16 protein-coding genes and 1 other annotated feature are annotated in these 21251 nt (G+C 38.9%); all 16 genes read left to right on the forward strand.

What is annotated here, in order from left to right; translation table 11 throughout:
* The first annotated feature begins 277 nt into the window (after positions 1 to 277).
* Entirely contained in the window at positions 278 to 1450 is a 1173-nt protein-coding gene (locus tag G634_RS0105545) for an AAA family ATPase (protein ID WP_026504453.1), read from the forward strand.
* 161 nt (positions 1451 to 1611) lie between these two features.
* A complete protein-coding gene (rpmG, locus tag G634_RS0105550) occupies positions 1612 to 1761 on the forward strand; it encodes a 50S ribosomal protein L33 (RefSeq protein WP_026504454.1) in 150 nt (49 codons plus the stop codon).
* 50 nt (positions 1762 to 1811) lie between these two features.
* The gene (gene secE, locus G634_RS0105555; RefSeq protein ID WP_081676511.1) at positions 1812 to 2099 is read left to right on the forward strand and encodes a preprotein translocase subunit SecE; all 288 of its coding nucleotides are present in this window, start codon (positions 1812 to 1814) and stop codon (positions 2097 to 2099) included.
* Positions 2100 to 2176: 77 nt separating this feature from the next.
* On the forward strand, positions 2177 to 2803 hold the full coding sequence (nusG, locus tag G634_RS0105560; protein ID WP_081676512.1) for a transcription termination/antitermination protein NusG: 627 nt from the start codon (positions 2177 to 2179) through the stop codon (positions 2801 to 2803).
* Positions 2804 to 3042: 239 nt separating this feature from the next.
* Positions 3043 to 3468, forward strand: a complete 426-nt coding sequence (rplK, locus tag G634_RS0105565) for a 50S ribosomal protein L11 (RefSeq protein WP_026504457.1) — start codon at positions 3043 to 3045, stop codon at positions 3466 to 3468.
* Positions 3469 to 3485: 17 nt separating this feature from the next.
* Positions 3486 to 4175, forward strand: coding sequence for a 50S ribosomal protein L1 (rplA, locus tag G634_RS0105570; protein WP_035799084.1), 690 nt, complete (start codon positions 3486 to 3488; stop codon positions 4173 to 4175).
* Between the two features lie 244 nt (positions 4176 to 4419).
* The gene (locus tag G634_RS18150; protein ID WP_051233708.1) at positions 4420 to 5793 is read left to right on the forward strand and encodes a CapA family protein; all 1374 of its coding nucleotides are present in this window, start codon (positions 4420 to 4422) and stop codon (positions 5791 to 5793) included.
* A gap of 117 nt (positions 5794 to 5910) precedes the next feature.
* Positions 5911 to 6038: a sequence feature (ribosomal protein L10 leader region), on the forward strand.
* A 23-nt stretch (positions 6039 to 6061) separates the two neighbouring features.
* Positions 6062 to 6595, forward strand: coding sequence for a 50S ribosomal protein L10 (gene rplJ, locus G634_RS0105580; protein WP_026504459.1), 534 nt, complete (start codon positions 6062 to 6064; stop codon positions 6593 to 6595).
* 121 nt (positions 6596 to 6716) lie between these two features.
* A complete protein-coding gene (gene rplL / locus G634_RS0105585; RefSeq protein WP_026504460.1) occupies positions 6717 to 7088 on the forward strand; it encodes a 50S ribosomal protein L7/L12 in 372 nt (123 codons plus the stop codon).
* 337 nt (positions 7089 to 7425) lie between these two features.
* Entirely contained in the window at positions 7426 to 11286 is a 3861-nt protein-coding gene (gene rpoB, locus G634_RS0105590) for a DNA-directed RNA polymerase subunit beta (protein ID WP_026504461.1), read from the forward strand.
* Positions 11287 to 11401: 115 nt separating this feature from the next.
* A complete protein-coding gene (rpoC, locus tag G634_RS0105595) occupies positions 11402 to 15118 on the forward strand; it encodes a DNA-directed RNA polymerase subunit beta' (RefSeq protein WP_035799136.1) in 3717 nt (1238 codons plus the stop codon).
* A 264-nt stretch (positions 15119 to 15382) separates the two neighbouring features.
* On the forward strand, positions 15383 to 15802 hold the full coding sequence (gene rpsL / locus G634_RS0105600; protein ID WP_026504463.1) for a 30S ribosomal protein S12: 420 nt from the start codon (positions 15383 to 15385) through the stop codon (positions 15800 to 15802).
* Positions 15803 to 15991: 189 nt separating this feature from the next.
* Positions 15992 to 16462: a 30S ribosomal protein S7 gene (rpsG, locus tag G634_RS0105605; RefSeq protein WP_026504464.1), complete on the forward strand. Its 471-nt coding sequence runs from the start codon at positions 15992 to 15994 to the stop codon at positions 16460 to 16462.
* 46 nt (positions 16463 to 16508) lie between these two features.
* A complete protein-coding gene (fusA, locus tag G634_RS0105610; RefSeq protein WP_026504465.1) occupies positions 16509 to 18629 on the forward strand; it encodes an elongation factor G in 2121 nt (706 codons plus the stop codon).
* Between the two features lie 159 nt (positions 18630 to 18788).
* The gene (gene tuf / locus G634_RS0105615; protein ID WP_026504466.1) at positions 18789 to 19982 is read left to right on the forward strand and encodes an elongation factor Tu; all 1194 of its coding nucleotides are present in this window, start codon (positions 18789 to 18791) and stop codon (positions 19980 to 19982) included.
* Positions 19983 to 20241: 259 nt separating this feature from the next.
* On the forward strand, positions 20242 to 21249 hold the full coding sequence (locus G634_RS18155) for a GTP pyrophosphokinase (RefSeq protein WP_330364768.1): 1008 nt from the start codon (positions 20242 to 20244) through the stop codon (positions 21247 to 21249).
* Positions 21250 to 21251: the final 2 nt, after the last annotated feature.

A 21251-nucleotide genomic window follows, 5' to 3' on the forward strand; every position in this document is an offset into this window, starting at 1 on the left:
TACGTTTATAATCAAGCGAAAGCGTGTCTGCGACGAAATATACAAACAGTAAAACGGACTATATAAAAACAATAAAGTATAGATTTTTGGATAAAAACTATTAGTCTTTAAAGCAGTAAATATAAAAGATGTTTAATTTCACATCTTAATCATATCATTTAGTTAGCCAAAAAAAGTAAGAGTTTTCAACATTCAACATTTAGACATTTATATAATCTGAAATTTATAGCAAGTCATCTATATATACCAATGTATATTTTTTAGTAGCAGTTTTAATATGTTAGTACAATTTACTCTTGAAAATTATAGGTCTGTAAAAGACAGTGTAACTTTTGATTTGCAGGCATTGAACAAAGTTCATGAAAAAACGGAACACATAATTGAGAAGTTTGATGATAAGATTCTTCCGTTTGCGGTTATATTTGGTGCGAACGGAAGTGGTAAGTCAACAATTGTTAATGGTCTTACACAACTTAGAGAAATTATTCTTGGGGAGATTCCGCTTACATCTATCACTCCTTATTATTTTTCTGAAGAAAAGAAAAAAGAAAGCACCACATTTGAACTTGTTTTTACAGTAAACGAAAATGAATACCGCTATATAATAAAGATTCTTAGCGGTAAGATAGAATACGAAAGTTTGGAAATGGTCAGATTTTCAACTGGAAGAAAATCACTTCTGTTTGAACGAAAGAAAAATGAATACCATTTTGGAAGATGTTTTATCAACCTGAAAATACTGTCTGAATTGTATGATCAGGAATCCTTATTTAAAGTTTTATATGACAGATATCCTGGAAATGACATCCTTAGCGAAACAATGAATTTTATAAAAAATGAAATAGATTATATTGGTACCAAAGATATGGCGGAGCATATTCTTCCTGATATTTTCAAGAAGGATAAAGTATGGGATCTTTTTAGACAGATGTTACAGGAACTTGACCTTGACATAAAAGAAGTAAAAGTTGTGGGTGAACATGTAATTGTAATACATCAGGTTAAAGATACCTGCATGCACCTTCCACTTGCTGCAGAGTCAAATGGAATAAGAGAATTATTAACTCTTTTGCCCAAAATTGCAGATAGTCTTTTGTCAGGAAAAGTGCTTATAGCCGATGAAAGTATAAGAGGACTTCATCCTAATGTATTAAAACATATCATTGGATATTTTATCAATAATGAAAGTAACAAATTTGGAGCTCAACTTCTCATGACATCCTGTGACATATCGATTTTAAAAAAAGAATTTCTTAGAAGAGATGAGATATGGTTTGCCGCCAAAAATGAGGAACAGAGTACTATTTTGTATAGCCTTGCAGACTTTTCTAAGGTTCGGGATAATAGAAAAACTGTTGATTATGATAAAAGGTACCTTGATGGCGTATATGGAGCTAACCCGTATATAAGAGATACTATTAACTGGACAAAGTTTTTTGGATGTGAATGAAAAATAGCCGATAATTCGTTGATTTTGCAAAAATATATTGACGAAACACACTAATATGTGGTAAGCTAGCGTAGCGGCGAGAAAGATTTAGGTCTTTTTTTTATGCATAAATTTAAATAAATTAAAAAATTCAGCTACAAAAAGCGCACGGAGGTAAAGAGATGCGTACAAGAATTACACTCGCTTGCACAGAGTGCAAGAATCGTAACTACGATACAACTAAGGATAAGAAGACACACCCAGAGCGTATGGAAATCAAGAAGTACTGTCCGTTCTGCAGAAAGCACACTCTTCACAAAGAGACAAAATAATCTAGTGATCTAGAAATCTATTATGATTTCCGGAAGGGAGACCAATAGTTATGGAAGAATCCAAAAAGGCAACACAAGTTAAGACAAATGTTTCAAAATCTTCTGACAAACAAAAGAGTGCTCCCGAAAAGAAAGGGAAAATCAGCGCAATTATAAGCGCCATCAGCGCATTCACAAAGGGCTTGAAAACTGAGTTTTCTAGGATAGTTTGGCCGACTCGTGATACAGTTGTTAAACAGACTTTCGCAGTTGTTGTTATTTGTGCGATTGTTGCTGCTCTGATTGGTATCCTTGATTATGGTTTCGAAGCAGGTTTGAATTTCCTTCAGACGCTTTAAATCTGAGGGTAGTGACTTAGAGGATATTCCCTAAAGCCGCAGTTGTGCATCCAATGAATTTTGATGAGGAGATTCAAATGGCAGAAGAAGAAAAAAACGTTCAGGATGAGCCTGTTGAAGAAGGTTTGACAGAAGAAGTTGAATCTGTTGAAACAGTTGAATCACTTTCAGAAGAAGCAATATCTTCTGATGCAAAGTGGTATGTTGCTCATACATATTCTGGGTATGAGAACAAAGTAAAGGCAAATCTGGAAAAAACTATCGAGAACCGTCACCTTGAGAACCAGATTCTTGAGGTTCGTGTTCCACTTCAGGATGAAGTGGAAGTTAAGAATGGTAAGAAGCGTACTGTTCAGCGCAAGATGTTTCCTGGATATGTTCTTGTTCATATGATTATGAATGATGATACATGGTACGTTGTCCGTAACACAACTGGTGTTACTGGATTCGTAGGTCCTGGATCAAAGCCGGTACCGCTTTCAGATGCTGAAGTTAAACCTTTAGGAATCAAGACTGAGACTGTTAAGATTGACTTTGGTGTAGGCGATGAAGTTAGAGTCATTGCCGGAGTTTGGAAAGATACATCTGGTTATATCGATAGAATCGATATGAACAAGCAGACAGCTACAATTAGTGTTGAATTGTTTGGTCGTGAGACACCAGTAGAGATTAGCTTTGCTGAAATTCGTAAGATTGACAGCTGAGAAATCTTTTGATATAGTATCTAATTGAGTTAAAATTCAAGTAGTAGGGTGTGATGCATCCAAACTGAGAGTAATCTCTACGCTTGCGGACATGGTATTATGCTTTTGGCATAGGCTGTGGTTGAAACAAGAAGCTTGCAAATAATTGCAGGAATGTCGATTATAAACCCTATGGAGTGGGAGTGAGAGTGCTATGCACTAACACGTCCAACCACATAAATTCTTAGGAGGAAGCCACAATGGCAAAGAAAGTCGAAGGATACATTAAGTTACAGATCCAGGCTGGAAAAGCAACACCAGCACCGCCAGTTGGACCAGCACTTGGTCAGCACGGCGTTAACATCGTTGAATTCACAAAGCAGTTCAACGCAAGAACAGCAGATAAGGGTGACCTTATTATCCCTGTTGTTATTACAGTTTACACAGACAGAAGCTTTACATTTGTTACAAAGACTCCACCTGCAGCAGTTCTTTTGAAAAAAGCTTGCAACCTTCAGAAAGCATCTGGCGTACCTAACAAGAATAAGGTAGCTAAGATTTCTAAGGACAAGATTCGTGAAATCGCTGAGATGAAGATGCCTGATTTGAATGCTGTTGATATCGATGGTGCTATGAGCATGATCGCTGGTACAGCACGAAGCATGGGTATCGTAGTAGAAGACTGATAGGAGGAGAGCAAATCATGAAGCACGGAAAGAAATATACAGAAGCTGCAAAGCTGATTGAAAAAACAAAGCTGTATGAGCCTGCAGAAGCAATTGCTCTTGCAAAGAAGTCTGCTACAGCAAAATTTGATGAAACTGTAGAAATGCACATCAAGACTGGTTGCGATAGCCGTCATGCAGATCAGCAGATTCGTGGAGCTGTTGTACTTCCTAATGGAACTGGTAAGACTGTTAAAGTTCTTGTATTTGCAAAGGGAACAAAGCTTGATGAAGCACAGGCTGCTGGAGCTGACTTTGTTGGTGGACAGGAACTTGTTCCGAAGATTCAGAACGAAGGCTGGCTTGATTTCGATGTTGTAGTAGCTACACCTGATATGATGGGTGTTGTTGGTCGTCTTGGTAAGGTTCTTGGTCCTAAGGGACTTATGCCAAACCCTAAGGCTGGCACAGTAACTATGGATGTTACAAAGGCTATTAACGATATTAAAGCAGGTAAGGTTGAGTATAGACTTGATAAGGCTAACATCATCCATGTACCGCTTGGAAAAGCTTCTTTCACAGAAGAGCAGCTTAACCAGAACTTCGATGCTGTTATGGAAGCTATCGTAAAGGCTAAGCCATCAACAGTTAAAGGTCAGTATCTTAAGTCAATCTCCATTGCTACAACAATGGGTCCTGGCGTAAAGGTTATTGCAAACCGCTATTAATTAAAATATTCGTAGCTGAATATTAATAATGAGCGTCATCTTGATTTATATCAGGGTGACGTTTTTTATTATATAAAAATTTTGGTAGTCATTGTGTTATACTTAGAATAGATTGATGTACATAAGTGATTATTCATGAATTGAGTTTTGATGGATGCGAATATGATTATTTGCCAAAAAACATATGCTCAAGACGGTTTCTGAATAAATTCTAATCAAATACAATGTAAAGGTGACAGCATATATGAAAAAGAAGAAACGCTACAGTGGTCAAATAAAAAAAAATAGTAAAAGAGAAAAATCGGAACGAATGCTATTATTTTTAACAGTTGTAGTAGTGGTATTGTTTTTCATGGCGTTAGAGCTAGGATTTAGATGTATTTTTGCGTCTGAAAGAAACCAAAATAATATAGGCAAGGCAGAAAATAACGATTATTCAAAAGTGGTTGCATCGGAGAATAATAATTCTTCTGATGCTGAGTATGCAGTGGCGGTTCCGTTTGAAGGAATAGATACTGTTACATCAGCAAATGATAATACTACTGATAGTAATCTTAGTAATGAGCAAGATGGAACTTCTTTTTCTTATCCTTCAGGCGGTTGTGTAATTACAGAAAATATTTATAATAATGATTATTCTGTAAAACTGCCGGATGGACAAGATACAATAACTGTGTCGTTTGCCGGAGATGTGTTGTTTTCGAATGATTATGCAGTTATGTCAAATATTAGACGAAATGGTGGAAGTATTGAAGGAGTAATGGATGCTAATCTTCTTGATTTAATGAAGAATAGTGACTTATGTATGGTTAACAATGAATTTCCATATACACTTGAAGGAAGTCCTAATCCAGGCAAAGAATGGACATTTCATGCTAGCCCTGACACTGTAGCTTATTTGTATGGCATGGGTGTGGATTTTGTGACTCTCGGAAATAATCATGTTTTTGATTATGGCGAAGTTGGAATGAATAATACGTTTACAACATTGAAAAATGCAAAGATTCCGTATATTGGTGCAGGTGAAAATATTGATGAGGCTTCTAGGATTCTTTATTTCACAACCAGTAATGGGATAAAACTTGCTTTTATTAATGGATGTGATATTGAAAAAGGAGATAACCCATTTACACGTGGTGCAACACAGACGCAGGGGGGAGTTTTTAGAACCAGGGATGACTCATTATTGTGCAGTAAGATAAGTCAGGCAAAGTCAAATGGAGCATTTGTGATAGTGTATATGCATTGGGGCGTTGAACAGACAACTCAGCTCAATCATATTCAGCAGTCACAATCAGTAGATATTGCGAGGGCTGGAGCTGACTTAATAGTAGGAGATCATCCACACTGTCTTCAAAAAGTGGATTATGTAGAAGGTGTTCCGATTATTTATAGTCTTGGAAACTTCCTTTTTAATTCTAAAACAGTGGATACAGGTTTGCTGCAGGCAACATTTAGCACGCAGGGTGTAGTTTCCTGGAAATTTGTTCCTGCTATACAGAGAAAATCATCTTGCAAACTTGCTACAGGCGCTGAAAAAATACGTATATTGAATTATCTTCAGTCGCTATCATCAAAAGTTATAATAGATGCAGATGGGAATATAAGTCCAAGATAATCAATAGAAAGTTGCAGTATAATGCTGATTTAAAGCGTTTTGGAAAAAACAGATAATAAAAAATAAATTAAATACAGTTTAGTACTTGACAATAAACTATGATTAATTGTATAGTACTAAAGGTCGTTGACCAAGCCGAAGACAGCAGGTGGTGTAAACCGTAAACATGATAGTACCTGCCGAGGAGAAGTTTATAATTTGACTTTTCGCCTCCCTATGTCTTTGGGAGGTTTTTTGTTCGGCCAAAATCTATAAGGAGGTTAGAAACATGGCAAAGGTTGAATTAAAGCAGCCTGTAGTAAAGGAAATCGCTGAAGTGGTTAATGGTGCTCAGGCAGCTGTTCTTGTAGATTACCGCGGACTTACAGTTGCTGAAGATACAGCTCTTCGTAAAGCACTTCGTGCTGAGGGTGTATCTTACAAGGTATACAAGAACACAATGATGAAGCGTGCATTCGAGGGTACAGATTTTGCACAGCTCGATGAGCTTCTTGATGGACCGAGCGCACTTGCAGTATCCAAAGAGGATCCAGCAGCTCCAGCTCGTGTTATCGCTGAATTTGCTAAGACTGCAAAGGCACTCAGCATGAAGGGTGGCGTTGTAGAAGGCAAGTTCTATGATGAGAACGGTATTCAGGCAGTTGCAGCTATTCCACCAAAGGATCAGTTGCTTTCCAAGTTGCTTGGATCTATGCAGTCTCCAATTACAAACTTCGCTCGCGTTATCAAGCAGATCGCAGAGAAGAATGCAGAAGGTGGAGAAGCAGTTTCTGCAGAAGCAGAAGCACCTGCAGCAGAGTAATTTTGTTGCTTGCTTTTGGTTATACACTGAATGTTTTTCAGTTGTTATACCTAATTGAATCTTCTACTAGGGAAGAATTATATTATTAAAAATTAACCAATTTTATATGGAGGTAATTATCATGGCAAAGTTATCCACACAGGAAATTATTGATGCTATTAAAGAGCTTTCCGTTCTTGAGTTGAACGATCTTGTAAAGGCTTGTGAAGAAGAGTTTGGTGTATCTGCAGCAGCAGGTGTTGTAGTTGCAGCAGCAGGTGCTGGCGCAGCAGCTGAAGAGAAGACAGACTTCAATGTAGAGCTTACAGAAGTAGGTCCTAACAAGATTAAGGTTATCAAGGTTGTACGTGAGATTACAGGTCTTGGTCTTAAGGAAGCAAAGGAACTCGTTGAGGGTGCTCCTAAGAACCTTAAGGAAGGTGTTGAGAAGGCAGAAGCTGAAGACATCAAGGCTAAGCTTGAGGCTGAAGGCGCTAAGATTACTCTTAAGTAATTTTTGCTTTTTTGATTTTTCAGGGGGGTGTATTTATACACTCCCCGTTTTTTTACCAAAAGTTCTATAAATGTGACTTCTTTTCTTACTTCTACTTAAATAAAGAAAAATTCTTACCGTATCTAAAACAATAATCGTTATTCTTTATTCTTTATTATCTTTAAATCATACTAGTATGATTTATTTTTTTGTTTCAATACGTTATTTTATAAAAAAGAATATTGACATTTGACAATAAAAGAGTTATTATATAAAGTGCACTTATTGTGGAGCGATAGGCTCAAAAAGTGAGTCGTAAGCTCTTTTTTATATAAAACTTAGAACGGGGTGAATGTCAATGGAAAAGTTCAGAATACATCCTACTGGTTCGGACGAAAGTGTCCGCATGAGTTTTCAGCGCCAGAAGGAAAACCTTGAGATGCCTAACCTCATTGAAGTCCAGACTAACTCTTACAAGTGGTTTTTGGATGAGGGACTTAAGGAAGCCTTCGACGATATTTCTCCAATTGAAGACTATGCTGGTAAGTTGAGCCTGGAATTTGTAGACTTTAAACTTTGTGAAGATGAAGTAAAGTATTCTATAGAAAAATGCAGAGAAAGAGATGCTACTTATGCAGCGCCTCTTAAAGTGAAGGTTCGCCTTCATAATAAAGAGAAGGATGAAATCACAGAACATGAGATTTTCATGGGTGATCTTCCTCTTATGACCGCTAACGGTACATTCATTATCAATGGTGCCGAGCGAGTAATTGTATCACAGCTTGTACGTTCACCTGGTATTTACTATGATATAACATTTGATAAACTAGGTAAGAAGCTTATTGCATGTACAGTTATTCCTAACCGTGGTGCATGGCTTGAGTATGAAACTGATTCTAATGATGTATTTTATGTACGTGTAGACCGTACTCGTAAAGTCCCGGTAACTGTACTTATTCGTGCACTTGGAATTGGTACAAACGAAGAAATTATCGATCTCTTTGGAGACGAACCTAAGTTACAGGGCTCTTTCTCCAAAGATCCTTCAACAGATTATCAGTCGGGTCTTCTTGAATTATATAAGAAGATTCGTCCTGGTGAACCACTTTCTGTTGATAGTGCTGAATCTTTGATTAATGCAATGTTCTTTGATTCTAGAAGATATGATCTTGCTAAGGTTGGACGATATAAGTTCAATAAAAAGCTTCATTTCAAGAATCGTATTGCTGGTCATGTTCTTGCAGAGGATGTTGTTGATGAGACAACAGGTGAAATGATTGCTGCTGCAGGCACTAAAGTTGATCGCAAGCTTGCTAAAGAGATTCAGGATTCAGCTATTCCTTATGTTTGGCTTCAGGAAGAAGACCGTAACGTTAAAGTTCTCTCCAATATGATGGTTGATTTAACTCATTATGTTGATTGTGACCTTAAGGAACTTGGAATCAACGAAGATGTATACTATCCAGCACTTCGTGAGATTTTGGATGAGTACGCAGCTCTAGATGATGGCGAAGCTTTAGCAGAAGCACTTGCTGCAAGAGTACGTGATCTTATTCCTAAGCATATTACAAAGGAAGATATTCTTGCTTCCATTAACTATAATATGACTCTTGAATATGGCATTGGTTTTGATGATGATATCGATCATCTTGGGAATCGTCGTATTCGTTGTGTGGGCGAACTTTTACAGAACCAGTATCGTATTGGATTGTCAAGACTTGAGCGTGTTGTTCGTGAGCGTATGACAACAAGAGATGCTGAAGAAGTTTCTCCTCAGACTCTTATTAACATTAAGCCAGTACAGGCTGCCGTTAAGGAGTTCTTTGGTTCTTCACAGCTTTCTCAGTTCATGGATCAGAATAATCCACTTTCTGAGCTTACACATAAGAGACGTCTTTCAGCACTTGGTCCTGGTGGTCTTTCAAGAGATCGTGCCGGATTCGAGGTTCGAGATGTACATTATACACACTATGGTCGTATGTGTCCTATTGAGACACCTGAAGGACCTAACATCGGTTTGATTAACTCTCTTGCATCCTATGCGAGAATTAATGAGTATGGTTTTGTAGAGGCTCCTTATAGAAGAGTTGATCATACAGATCCACAGAATCCTGTTGTAACAGATGAAATTGCATATATGACAGCAGATGAGGAAGATAATTATCATGTAGCTCAGGCTAATACACCTTTGGATGAAGATAATCACTTCATTCGTAATAGTGTATCCGGTCGTTTCAGAGAAGAAACTTCTGAGTATCCAAAGGCTCAGATTGATTATATGGATGTATCTCCAAGAATGGTATTCTCTGTTGCTACAGCACTTATTCCTTTCCTTGCAAACGATGATGCTAACCGAGCTCTTATGGGTTCTAACATGCAGCGTCAGGCAGTGCCTCTTCTTACAACAGAAGCACCTGCAGTAGGAACAGGTATGGAGAGAAAAGCAGCAGTCGATTCAGGAGATAGCGTAGTAGCTCGTAAGGCAGGTGTCATTGACTATGTTGATGCTAAAGTTATTCGTGTAAGTTATGATGATGGAGATAAGGAAGAATTCCATCTTCTTAAGTTCCAGAGAACTAACCAGAGTAACTGCTATAATCAGAGACCTATCGTATTTAAGGGTGATCATGTAAATGCAGGACAGGTTATTGCTGATGGTCCTTCTACACATGATGGAGAACTTGGTCTTGGTAAGAACCCTCTTATCGGTTTTATGACATGGGAAGGTTACAACTACGAAGATGCTGTTCTGCTTTCAGAACGTCTTGTTCGTGATGATGTATTTACATCCATACATATGGAAGAATTCGATGCAGAAGCACGTGAGACAAAGCTTGGACCAGAAGAAATTACTCGTGATGTTCCTGGTGTTGGTGATGATGCACTCAAGGATTTGGATGACAATGGTATCATCCGTATTGGTGCTGAAGTTCGCGCCGGAGATATCCTTGTAGGTAAAGTTACACCAAAGGGTGAAACAGAATTAACAGCAGAAGAGAGACTTCTTCGTGCAATTTTTGGTGAGAAGGCAAGAGAGGTTCGTGATACATCACTTAAAGTTCCTCATGGATACTATGGTATCGTAGTAGATGCTAAGGTATTTACACGTGAAAACGGTGATGAATTAAGTCCTGGAGTTAACAAGGCAGTTAGAATCTACATTGCACAGAAGAGAAAAATTGGCGTTGGTGATAAGATGGCTGGACGTCACGGAAACAAGGGTGTAGTTTCACGTGTACTCCCAATCGAGGATATGCCTTATCTTCCAAACGGAAGACCGCTTGATATCGTACTTAATCCTTTGGGTGTGCCTTCACGTATGAATATCGGACAGGTTCTTGAAATTCACCTTTCTCTTGCAGCTAAGGCTCTTGGCTTTAATATTGCAACACCTATTTTTGATGGTGCTAATGAGAAAGATATTGCCAATATGCTTCAGATGGCTAACGATTATGTTAACTTCGAATGGGAAGAGTTTGAGGCTAAATATAAAGAAAGTCTTGATTCAGGTATTATGGATTATCTTTATGAACATAGAGATCACCGTGAACTTTGGAAAGGCGTTCCGATTACAACAGATGGTAAAGTACAGCTTCGTGACGGTAGAACAGGTGAGAAGTTTGATGGAAAGACAACAATTGGTCACATGCATTACCTGAAGCTCCACCACCTTGTAGACGATAAGATTCATGCTCGTTCAACTGGTCCTTACTCTCTTGTTACTCAGCAGCCACTTGGTGGTAAAGCACAGTTTGGTGGACAGCGTTTCGGAGAAATGGAAGTTTGGGCATTGGAAGCTTATGGTGCTGCATATACACTTCAGGAAATCCTGACAGTTAAGTCTGATGACGTTATCGGACGTGTTAAGACATATGAAGCAATTATCAAGGGCGAGAATATTCCTGAACCTGGTGTTCCTGAATCATTCAAGGTTCTTTTGAAAGAGCTTCAGGCACTTGGTCTTGATATCCGTGTACTTCGTGATGATGATACAGAAGTTGAGATTCTTGAATCAAGCGAATATGATACAAGCACAGATTATCGTTATGAAATTGAAGGCGAGAAGCGTAGCCGTGATTTCAAGAGCGAAGGATTTGCAGAAAACGGATTTAGTGAACAGGGCTTCGATGAAAATGGAGAGCTTGTTAACAGTGAAGATTCTGTATCCAGTGAATTTGATGCAGCCATGGATATGCAGGCTGATGACGATAATATGTAATTTTGTTACTGTACATGAACCAAAAGTAAATGAACAGTAAAATAAGGTTGAAGATGGCACCAGAAAAATATTCTGGTGCCGGACAAGGAGAATAGATAGCATGTCAGATTCAACAATGAATAAAGCAATCAATGAAGCTTCCAGCGGCAAATCGACTCTTCAGCAGCCGTATCAGCCGATGACCTTCGACAAGATCAAAATTGGTCTTGCTTCTCCGGAAAAGATTCGTGAGTGGTCTCATGGTGAAGTAACAAAGCCAGAGACAATCAACTACAGAACACTTAAACCAGAACGTGATGGTTTGTTTTGCGAGAGAATCTTCGGACCTACAAAGGACTGGGAATGTCATTGTGGAAAATATAAGAAAATTCGTTACAAGGGTGTAGTTTGTGATAGATGTGGAGTAGAAGTAACAAAGTCTTCTGTACGTCGTGAACGTTTAGGACATATTGAGCTTGCAGCTCCGGTATCTCATATTTGGTATTTCAAAGGAATTCCTAGCCGAATGGGACTTCTTTTGGACATTTCTCCTAGAATTCTTGAGAAGGTGCTCTATTTTGCATCTTATATAGTTCTTGATCCAGGAGAATCAACACTTGAGTACAAGCAGGTTCTTTCTGAAAAAGAATATCAGGATGCTCGCGAAGAATTTGGTAACAGATTCCGAGCTGGAATGGGTGCAGAGGCTATTAAAGAGCTCCTTATGGATATTGACCTTGAGAAAGAATATCAGCAGCTTAAAAGCGAGGTGGACACTTCAAGCGGACAGAAGAGAGCAAGAGTTATTAAGAGACTTGATGCTATTGAAGCTTTCCGTGAGTCTGGTAATCTTCCTAGTTGGATGATAATGGATTGTATTCCTGTTATTCCACCAGATCTTCGTCCTATGGTACAGCTTGATGGTGGACGTTTTGCAACATCAGATCTTAATGATTTGTACCGCAGAATTATTAATAGAAATAATCGACTTAAGAGATTGTTAGAGCTTGGTGCACCTGATATCATCGTTCGTAACGAAAAGAGAATGCTTCAGGAAGCAGTAGATGCTCTTATCGATAATGGACGTCGTGGTCGTCCTGTAACAGGACCTGGTAATAGAGCGCTTAAGTCACTCTCTGATATGCTTAAGGGTAAGTCTGGACGTTTCAGACAGAACCTTCTTGGAAAGCGAGTTGACTATTCTGGACGTTCAGTTATCGTAGTAGGACCAGAACTTAAGATTTGGCAGTGTGGTCTTCCAAAGGAAATGGCAATCGAATTGTTCAAGCCTTTCGTTATGAAAGAACTTGTTTCCAGAGGAATTTCACAAAATATTAAGAATGCAAAGAAGCTTGTAGAACGTTTGGATACACGCGTTTGGGATGTACTTGAAGATGTAATTAAAGAGCATCCTGTTATGCTTAACCGTGCCCCCACACTTCACAGACTTGGTATCCAAGCATTTGAGCCTATTCTTGTAGAAGGTAAAGCTATTAAGCTTCATCCTCTTGCATGTACACCTTTCAATGCCGACTTTGATGGTGACCAGATGGCTGTACACCTTCCATTGTCTGTAGAGGCTCAGGCAGAAGCTAGATTCCTTATGCTTCTTCCAAACAACTTGTTGAAGCCAGCTGATGGAGGACCGGTTAACGTACCTACACAGGATATGGTACTTGGATGCTATTATCTTACACAGGAACGACCAGGAGCAATCGGCGAAGGAAAGTATTTCAAGTCTGTAAATGAAGCAATTCTTGCTTATGAAAATGGTGCAGTAACACTTCAGTCTCGTGTATTTATTCGTATGAGTAAAAAGCGTGCTGACGGAGAAGTTGTAACCGGATTTGTATCAAGTACAGTTGGACGTTTTATTTTCAATGAGGGAATACCTCAGGATCTTGGATTTGTTGATCGTTCCAAGGAAGAAAACTTCCTTAAACTTGAAGTAGACTTTATGGTAGGTAAGAAACAGCTTAAGCAGATTATTACAAAGTGTATTAATGTGCATGGTACATTTGGAACTGCTCCTGTTCTTGATTACATCAAGGCTACAGGTTATCACCTTTCAACAAGAGCAGCTATGACAGTTTCAATTTCTGATATGACTGTACCACCACAGAAGGCACAGATGCTTGAAGAAGCTCAGAAAACTGTTGATAGAATTTCTGCAAACTACCGCCGTGGTCTTATTACTGACGAAGAGCGTTATCGTGCAGTAATTGATACATGGATGGCTACCGATAAGGAACTTACAGAAGTTCTTCTTAAAGGTCTTGACAAGTATAACAATATTTACATGATGGCTGATTCCGGTGCACGAGGATCTAACCAGCAGATCAAACAGCTTGCAGGTATGCGTGGACTTATGGCTGATACAACAGGTCGTACAATCGAACTTCCTATCAAGTCAAACTTCCGTGAAGGTCTTGATGTTTTGGAATACTTCATGTCAGCGCATGGTGCTCGTAAGGGTCTTTCTGATACTGCTCTTCGTACAGCCGATTCAGGATACCTTACACGTCGAATGGTTGATGTATCTCAAGAACTTATTATTCGTGAGATTGACTGTTCACTTGGAAAAGAAGAAATTCCAGGAATTGTTGTTAAAGCATTCATGGATGGAAAAGAAACAATTGAGCCATTGATTGATAGAATTACAGGTAGATTTACTTGTGAAACAATTAAGGATAAAGATGGTAATGTAATTGTTAAGAAAAATCACATGATTACACCTACAAGAGCTGAAAAAGTTCTCTCTGAAGGAGTTGACAATAATGGTAATCCAATTGATGCAGTAAAGATTAGAACAATCCTTACATGTAGAAGTCATGTAGGAATCTGTGCTAAGTGTTACGGAGCTAACATGGCTACTGGTGAAGCAGTTCAGGTTGGTGAAGCAGTTGGTATCATTGCAGCTCAGTCAATCGGTGAGCCAGGTACACAGCTTACAATGAGAACATTCCATACAGGTGGTGTTGCCGGTGGTGATATTACACAGGGTCTTCCTCGAGTAGAAGAGTTGTTTGAAGCACGTAAACCAAAAGGACTTGCAATTATTTCAGAACTTAAGGGACGTGTAGAAATTAAGGATACAAAGAAGAAGCGTGAAGTCGTAGTAACAGACGATGAAAGCGGAGAATCAAAGACTTATCTCATTCCTTATGGTTCACGTATTAAGGTTCAGGATGGACAGATGATTGAAGCTGGTGATGAACTTACAGAAGGTTCTGTAAACCCACATGATCTTCTTAAGATTAAGGGTATTCAGGCAGTTCAGGATTATATGCTTCGTGAGGTACAGCGTGTATATCGTCTCCAGGGTGTTGATATCTGCGATAAGCATATCGAAGTAATTGTTCGTCAGATGCTTGGAAAAGTAATGATTGATGAAGCAGGGGATACAGGATTCCTTCCAGGAACACTTGTGAACTTCCTTGATTTTGAAGAGAAAAATGAGGAACTTGAAGTTGAAGGAAAGAAACCTGCAATTGGTAAGAATGTAATTCTTGGAATTACAAAAGCAGCACTTGCAACAGATTCATTCCTTTCAGCCGCATCTTTCCAGGAAACAACAAAAGTACTTACTGATGCAGCTATTCGTGGAAAGATAGATCCACTTCTTGGACTTAAGGAAAACGTATGTATTGGTAAGCTTATTCCAGCTGGTACAGGTCTTAAGAGATACAGAGATGTAGGTCTTAATACCGACGAAAACTTCCGTGATCCACAGAAGATGATTTTAAGAAACCAGCCAAAGGTTAAACATACAATCACAATAGATGATGTAAATGATTCTGATAGCAAGGATCGTGAAGAAGACATTATCAGTGTTGGTGATGATGTTGAATAAAGTATTAGAGGAAAATACTTTATAAAAATTTCTTTAATATAATATAAAAAAGAAATTTAAACCAGGATTTCAGGCTTTTTCGCACGAAAAGGCCTGAAATTTTGTTTAAAAAAATTATGTCGGTTATACAGAAAAAGATTGACAAGAATTTGCAAATTCATTATAATATCGAGTTGTGTGAAAATGGGAATTGAGAATGGTTAAGAGCTCAATTCGGTCACACGTTGATATACATTTTTTAAAATCCAACAGGAGGTGAAAAGAATGCCAACATTTAACCAGTTAGTCAGAAAGGGTCGTCAGACAACTGTAAAGAAGTCTACTGCTCCTGCACTGCAGAAGGGTTTCAATTCTCTTCATAAGAAGGATATTGCAACATCTTCTCCTCAGAAGCGTGGTGTATGTACAGCTGTTAAGACAGCAACACCTAAGAAGCCTAACTCTGCTCTTCGTAAGATTGCAAGAGTACGTCTTTCAAACGGTATCGAAGTTACATCCTATATTCCTGGCGAAGGTCACAACCTTCAGGAGCATAGCGTTGTTCTTATCCGTGGTGGAAGAGTTAAGGATTTGCCAGGTACAAGATATCACATTATCCGTGGTACACTTGATACAGCTGGTGTTGCAGATCGTAAACAGGCTCGTTCAAAGTATGGCGCTAAGAGACCAAAGGCTTCTAAGTAATTATAATTGAAGCTAAGAAAAATTAATTAAGTGTTGGAATTCTTTAAACATATATAGATATAATAGTCATTTATTGATGCAAGTTATATTGAAAGTTTTGGAAAACCGCACGAACACTTATATTGCAGACAAAGATTCTGCAAGTGAGTACCGATGATTTATTGAATAATTCGTAAGGAGGGAAGAACCGTGCCGCGTAAAGGACATATTGTAAAACGTGATGTATTGGAAGATCCGATGTACAACAGCAAGGTTGTAACAAAGCTTGTAAACCAGGTAATGCTGGATGGCAAGAAAGGTGTTGCACAGAAGATTGTATATGGCGCTTTCGCACAGATTGAAGAGAAGGCTGGTAAGCCAGCTCTTGAAGTATTCGAAGAAGCTATGAACAATATCATGCCTGCACTTGAAGTAAAGGCTAGACGTATTGGTGGTGCTACATATCAGGTTCCGATTGAGGTTAGACCTGACAGACGCCAGGCCTTGGCTCTTCGCTGGCTTGTAATGTTTTCACGTAAGAGAGGCGAGAAGACTATGATCGATCGTCTTGCTGGAGAGATTATGGATGCATCTAACAATACAGGTGCAGCTGTAAAGCGTAAGGAAGACATGCACAAGATGGCAGATGCAAACAAGGCTTTCTCACACTATCGTTTCTAATAGTTGAGACCTTGTTTCAGCTCTATTTTTTAAGGAGGAAGAACCATTGGCTAAAAGAGAATACCCATTGGAGAGAACCAGAAATATAGGTATTATTGCTCATATCGATGCTGGTAAAACAACATGTACAGAGCGTATCCTCTATTACACTGGTGTTAACTACAAGATTGGTGAAACACACGACGGCGCTTCTACCATGGACTTCATGGAGCAGGAGAAAGAGCGTGGAATCACAATTCAGTCTGCTGCTACAACTTGCCACTGGACTCCACAGGAATACGGAAAGAAAATTGAAGGAGCACCTGAGTATCGTTTGAATATCATTGATACTCCTGGCCACGTTGACTTCACAGCTGAAGTAGAACGTTCACTCCGTGTACTTGATGGCGCAGTTGGTATTTTTGACGCTAAAAATGGCGTTGAGCCACAGTCTGAAAACGTATGGCGTCAGGCTGACACATACGGCGTACCTCGTATCGCATTTATCAACAAGATGGATATCGTAGGTGCAAATTTCTACCATGATTTGGACATGATTCGTGATCGTCTTGGTAAGAACCCAATCGCTATCAATATCCCGATTGGTGCTGAAGATACATATGAAGGACTTATTGATCTCTTTGAAATGAAAGCATATTATTTCAAGGGAGCAAATGGTGCTGATGAAGATTGTGAGGAAATCCCAGAGGAACTCAAAGATCAGGCTGAAGAATGGCACAACAAGATGGTTGAGCAGATTGTAGAGCTTGATGAGGAACTTATGGAGAAATTCCTTGAAGGCGAAGAGATTTCTAATGCTGAACTTAAGGCAGCTCTTCGTAAGGGAACAATTGCTTCTGAGGCAGTTCCGGTTTGTAACGGAACAGCTTATAGAAACAAGGGTGTTCAGAAGCTTCTTGATGCTGTTATCGAGTATCTTCCAGCTCCAACAGATGTACCAGATGTTGAAGGTACAGATATGGATGGTAACGAAATTACATGTAAGTCTACAGAGGATGGACCTCTTGCAGCACTTGCATTTAAGATTGTATCAGATCCATTCGTTGGTAAGCTTGCATTTATCCGTGTCTACAGAGGAATTCTTAAGTCCGGATCTTATGTACTTAACTCAACAAAGGATAAGAAGGAACGTGTAGGTCGTATCATGCAGATTCATGCTGATAAGCGTACTGAGATCCAGGAAGCATTTGCTGGTGATATCGCTGCAGCAGTTGGATTTAAGGATACAACTACAGGTGATACAATCTGTGATGAAAGCAATCCAGTTATCCTTGAGTCTATTGAGTTCCCTGATCCAGTTATTGAGCTCGCTATCGAGCCTAAGACAAAAGCTGGTCAGGCTAAGCTTGGTGAAGCTCTTGGTAAGCTTTCTGAAGAAGATCCTACATTCCAGGTACACACAAACCATGAAACAGGCCAGACAATTATCGCTGGTATGGGTGAGGTTCAGTTGGAAGTTATCGTAGACCGTCTCCTTCGTGAGTTTAAGGTTGAAGCTAACGTAGGTGCACCTCAGGTTGCATATAAGGAAGCTTTCACAAAGGCTGTTGATATCGAATCTAAGTATGCTAAGCAGTCTGGTGGACGTGGTCAGTACGGACACTGTAAAGTTAGATTCGAGCCAATGGATGCTAACGGAGAAGAGCTTTATAAGTTCGATAACGAAGTTGTTGGTGGTGCTATTCCTAAGGAATTCATCCAGCCAATTTCTGAAGGTATCGAAGAAGCTATGAGAGCTGGTAATATTGCTGGCTTCCCAGTTGTTGGTGTTCATGCTACTGTATATGATGGATCATATCATGAAGTCGATTCTTCTGAAATGGCATTCCACATTGCAGGTTCTATGGCATTCAAGGATGCTATGGCAAAGGCAGCTCCAACTCTTCTTGAGCCTATCATGAAGGTTGAAGTAACAATGCCAGAAGAGTACATGGGTGATGTAATTGGTGATATCAACTCTCGTCGTGGACGTGTTGAAGGTATGGATGATCTTGGAAATGGTAAGATTGTTCGTGCATACGTTCCACTTGCTGAGATGTTTGGTTATGCTACAGATCTTCGTTCTAAGACTCAGGGACGTGGTAACTACTCAATGTTCTTTGAGAAGTATGAGCCAGTTCCAAAGAACGTAGCTGATAAAGTTATCGCTCAGTACAAGCAGGGTTAATTTAAGTTTGAACCTATCCTGAGATAATTCAGCTTTCTAAACAGTTTTTATCAAATTGCGATGGAAAGCTTGAATTATTGACGGAATTTTAATATAATCGATATTAGTCGGTTAAAAAATTAATGTTGTCACACATTTATTTTAAGGAGGACATTTAAAATGGCAAAGGCACATTTCGACAGAACAAAGCCGCATGTTAACATCGGTACAATCGGACATGTCGATCACGGTAAGACAACTCTCACAGCTGCTATCACAGCAGTTCTTGCTGAGAGACTTGGTGTTGATCCAGCAGTTCCGTTCGATCAGATTGATAAGGCACCAGAAGAAAAGGCTCGTGGAATAACCATTTCTTCTGCTCATATCGAGTATGAGACAGCTAACAGACACTATGCTCACGTTGACTGCCCAGGTCACGCTGACTACGTAAAGAACATGATCACAGGTGCAGCTCAGATGGATGGTGCTATCCTTGTTGTTGCTGCTACTGATGGTGTTATGGCTCAGACAAAGGAGCACGTTCTTCTTGCTCGTCAGGTAGGCGTTCCTTACATCGTTGTATTCCTTAACAAGTGCGATATGGTTGATGATGATGAGCTTCTTGATCTCGTAGAGATGGAAGTTAGAGATCTTCTTAACGAGTATGATTTCCCAGGCGATGATACTCCAATCATCCGTGGATCTGCTCTTAAGGCTCTTGAAGATCCTAAGTGCGAGTGGGGCGACAAGATCATGGAACTTATGGATACAGTTGATTCCTATATTCCAGATCCTCAGCGTGATGTTGATAAGCCATTCCTTATGCCTGTTGAAGATGTATTCACAATCACAGGTCGTGGAACAGTTGCAACTGGCCGTGTAGAGAGAGGTCAGCTCAAGATGAACGACGAAATCGAAATCGTTGGTATTAAGGAAGAGACAAAGAAGTCTGTATGTACTGGTATCGAGATGTTCAGAAAGACTATGGATTACTGCGAAGCTGGTGATAACGTAGGTCTTCTTCTCCGTGGTGTAGATCGTACAGATATCGAAAGAGGTCAGGTTGTTGCTAAGCCTGGTACTGTAACTTGCCACAAGAAGTTCACAGCAGAGGTTTACGTACTTACAAAGGATGAAGGTGGTCGTCATACTCCATTCTTCAATAACTATCGTCCTCAGTTCTATTTCAGAACTTCTGACGTTACAGGTGTTTGCGTACTTCCAGAAGGAACAGAGATGTGCATGCCTGGTGATCACGTAACAATGACTGTTGAATTGATTCACCACATGACAATGGAGCCAGGTCTTACATTCGCTATTCGTGAAGGTGGACGTACAGTTGGTTCAGGTCGTGTTGCTACAATCATTGAGTAATTACGAGCGAACAGCCCAACCCAAATTTTAAATTTCAGCTCTCGAGGATTTTCCTCGGGAGCTTTTTTAGATTTTTATACTAATAACAAAAATTTTAACCTTGATTTTTTGAGTGATATGCAGTAGGATGTACAGGGTTTTCATAATATAAACACATTTACGGGGTACAATAATCTTAATCTTTTGATAAAAACATATTATAAACAAGTTATTTTTCTATTTTAGAACTTTTTGAAAAGTAACATAGACGAGGAGTTTGATGGAAAGAGATAGAAGACCAGCAGATAGAATGCTTGGAAATATAGCATTATCAGATTTGAAGACAATTTCACAGGAAGATATTAATAGATTGCTGTTATTTACAGATCAAGTTGATTCGTTTCAAGATTTGATGATGCGATATGAATGTGCGATGTATGAAATTCGTACTAAGCTTGATGTCTTGAATAAAGAGTTATCACTCAAAAATAATCGTAACCCTTTTGAATCTATAAAGACAAGAATCAAAACACCATTAAGCTTGTATGAGAAAATGCAGCGTAAGGGAATAGAATTTTCTGTAGAGAACATAGAAAAGAACATTAATGATGTAGCTGGAATTCGTGTTATATGTTCATTTCTTGATGATATATACATGCTGGCTGATTGTTTGAGAAAACAGGATGATATTGAACAAATTGAAGTTAAGGATTATATAAAAAATCCAAAGCCAAGTGGTTATAGAAGCTTACACTTAATATTGCAAGTGCCTATTTTTTTGACACATCAGAAAAGCTTTATGAAAGTAGAAGTCCAGTTTAGAACAATAGCAATGGATTTCTGGGCAAGTCTTGAACATAAAATGAAATATAAAAAAGATGTTCAGGATGCTGAGATGATTACAGAAGATTTGGCTTTTTCTGCAGATTTAATTAACCAGTTGGATAGAAGAATGCAACAAATAAGAGAAAGAATTGATGCTGATAAGAATTCTAATGATGTGGTTGATAAAATAACTGCTAAGGATTTTGAGTTGGAAACAGAAAACATACAAGTTTTGGATGAAACAAAGTCAGAATCTAATGTAAAAAATAAAAGCGCAAATGATGCTCCTAAAAATAAAGAAGATTCATCTGATCCAGATTATTTGTATGATTCTATGATTGAGTCGGATAAATTGGATATTAAAGAAAACTATGATGGCGCAGGTAACAAATACTTGTATGTAAGAGCATCTAGTGATGAAAGAAAAAAAGCAAATTATGTTCAATCGTCAATTAATGAATAGAG

Origin of the sequence: Butyrivibrio sp. NC3005, assembly GCF_000424545.1 — a bacterium.
Lineage (GTDB): Bacteria > Bacillota > Clostridia > Lachnospirales > Lachnospiraceae > Butyrivibrio.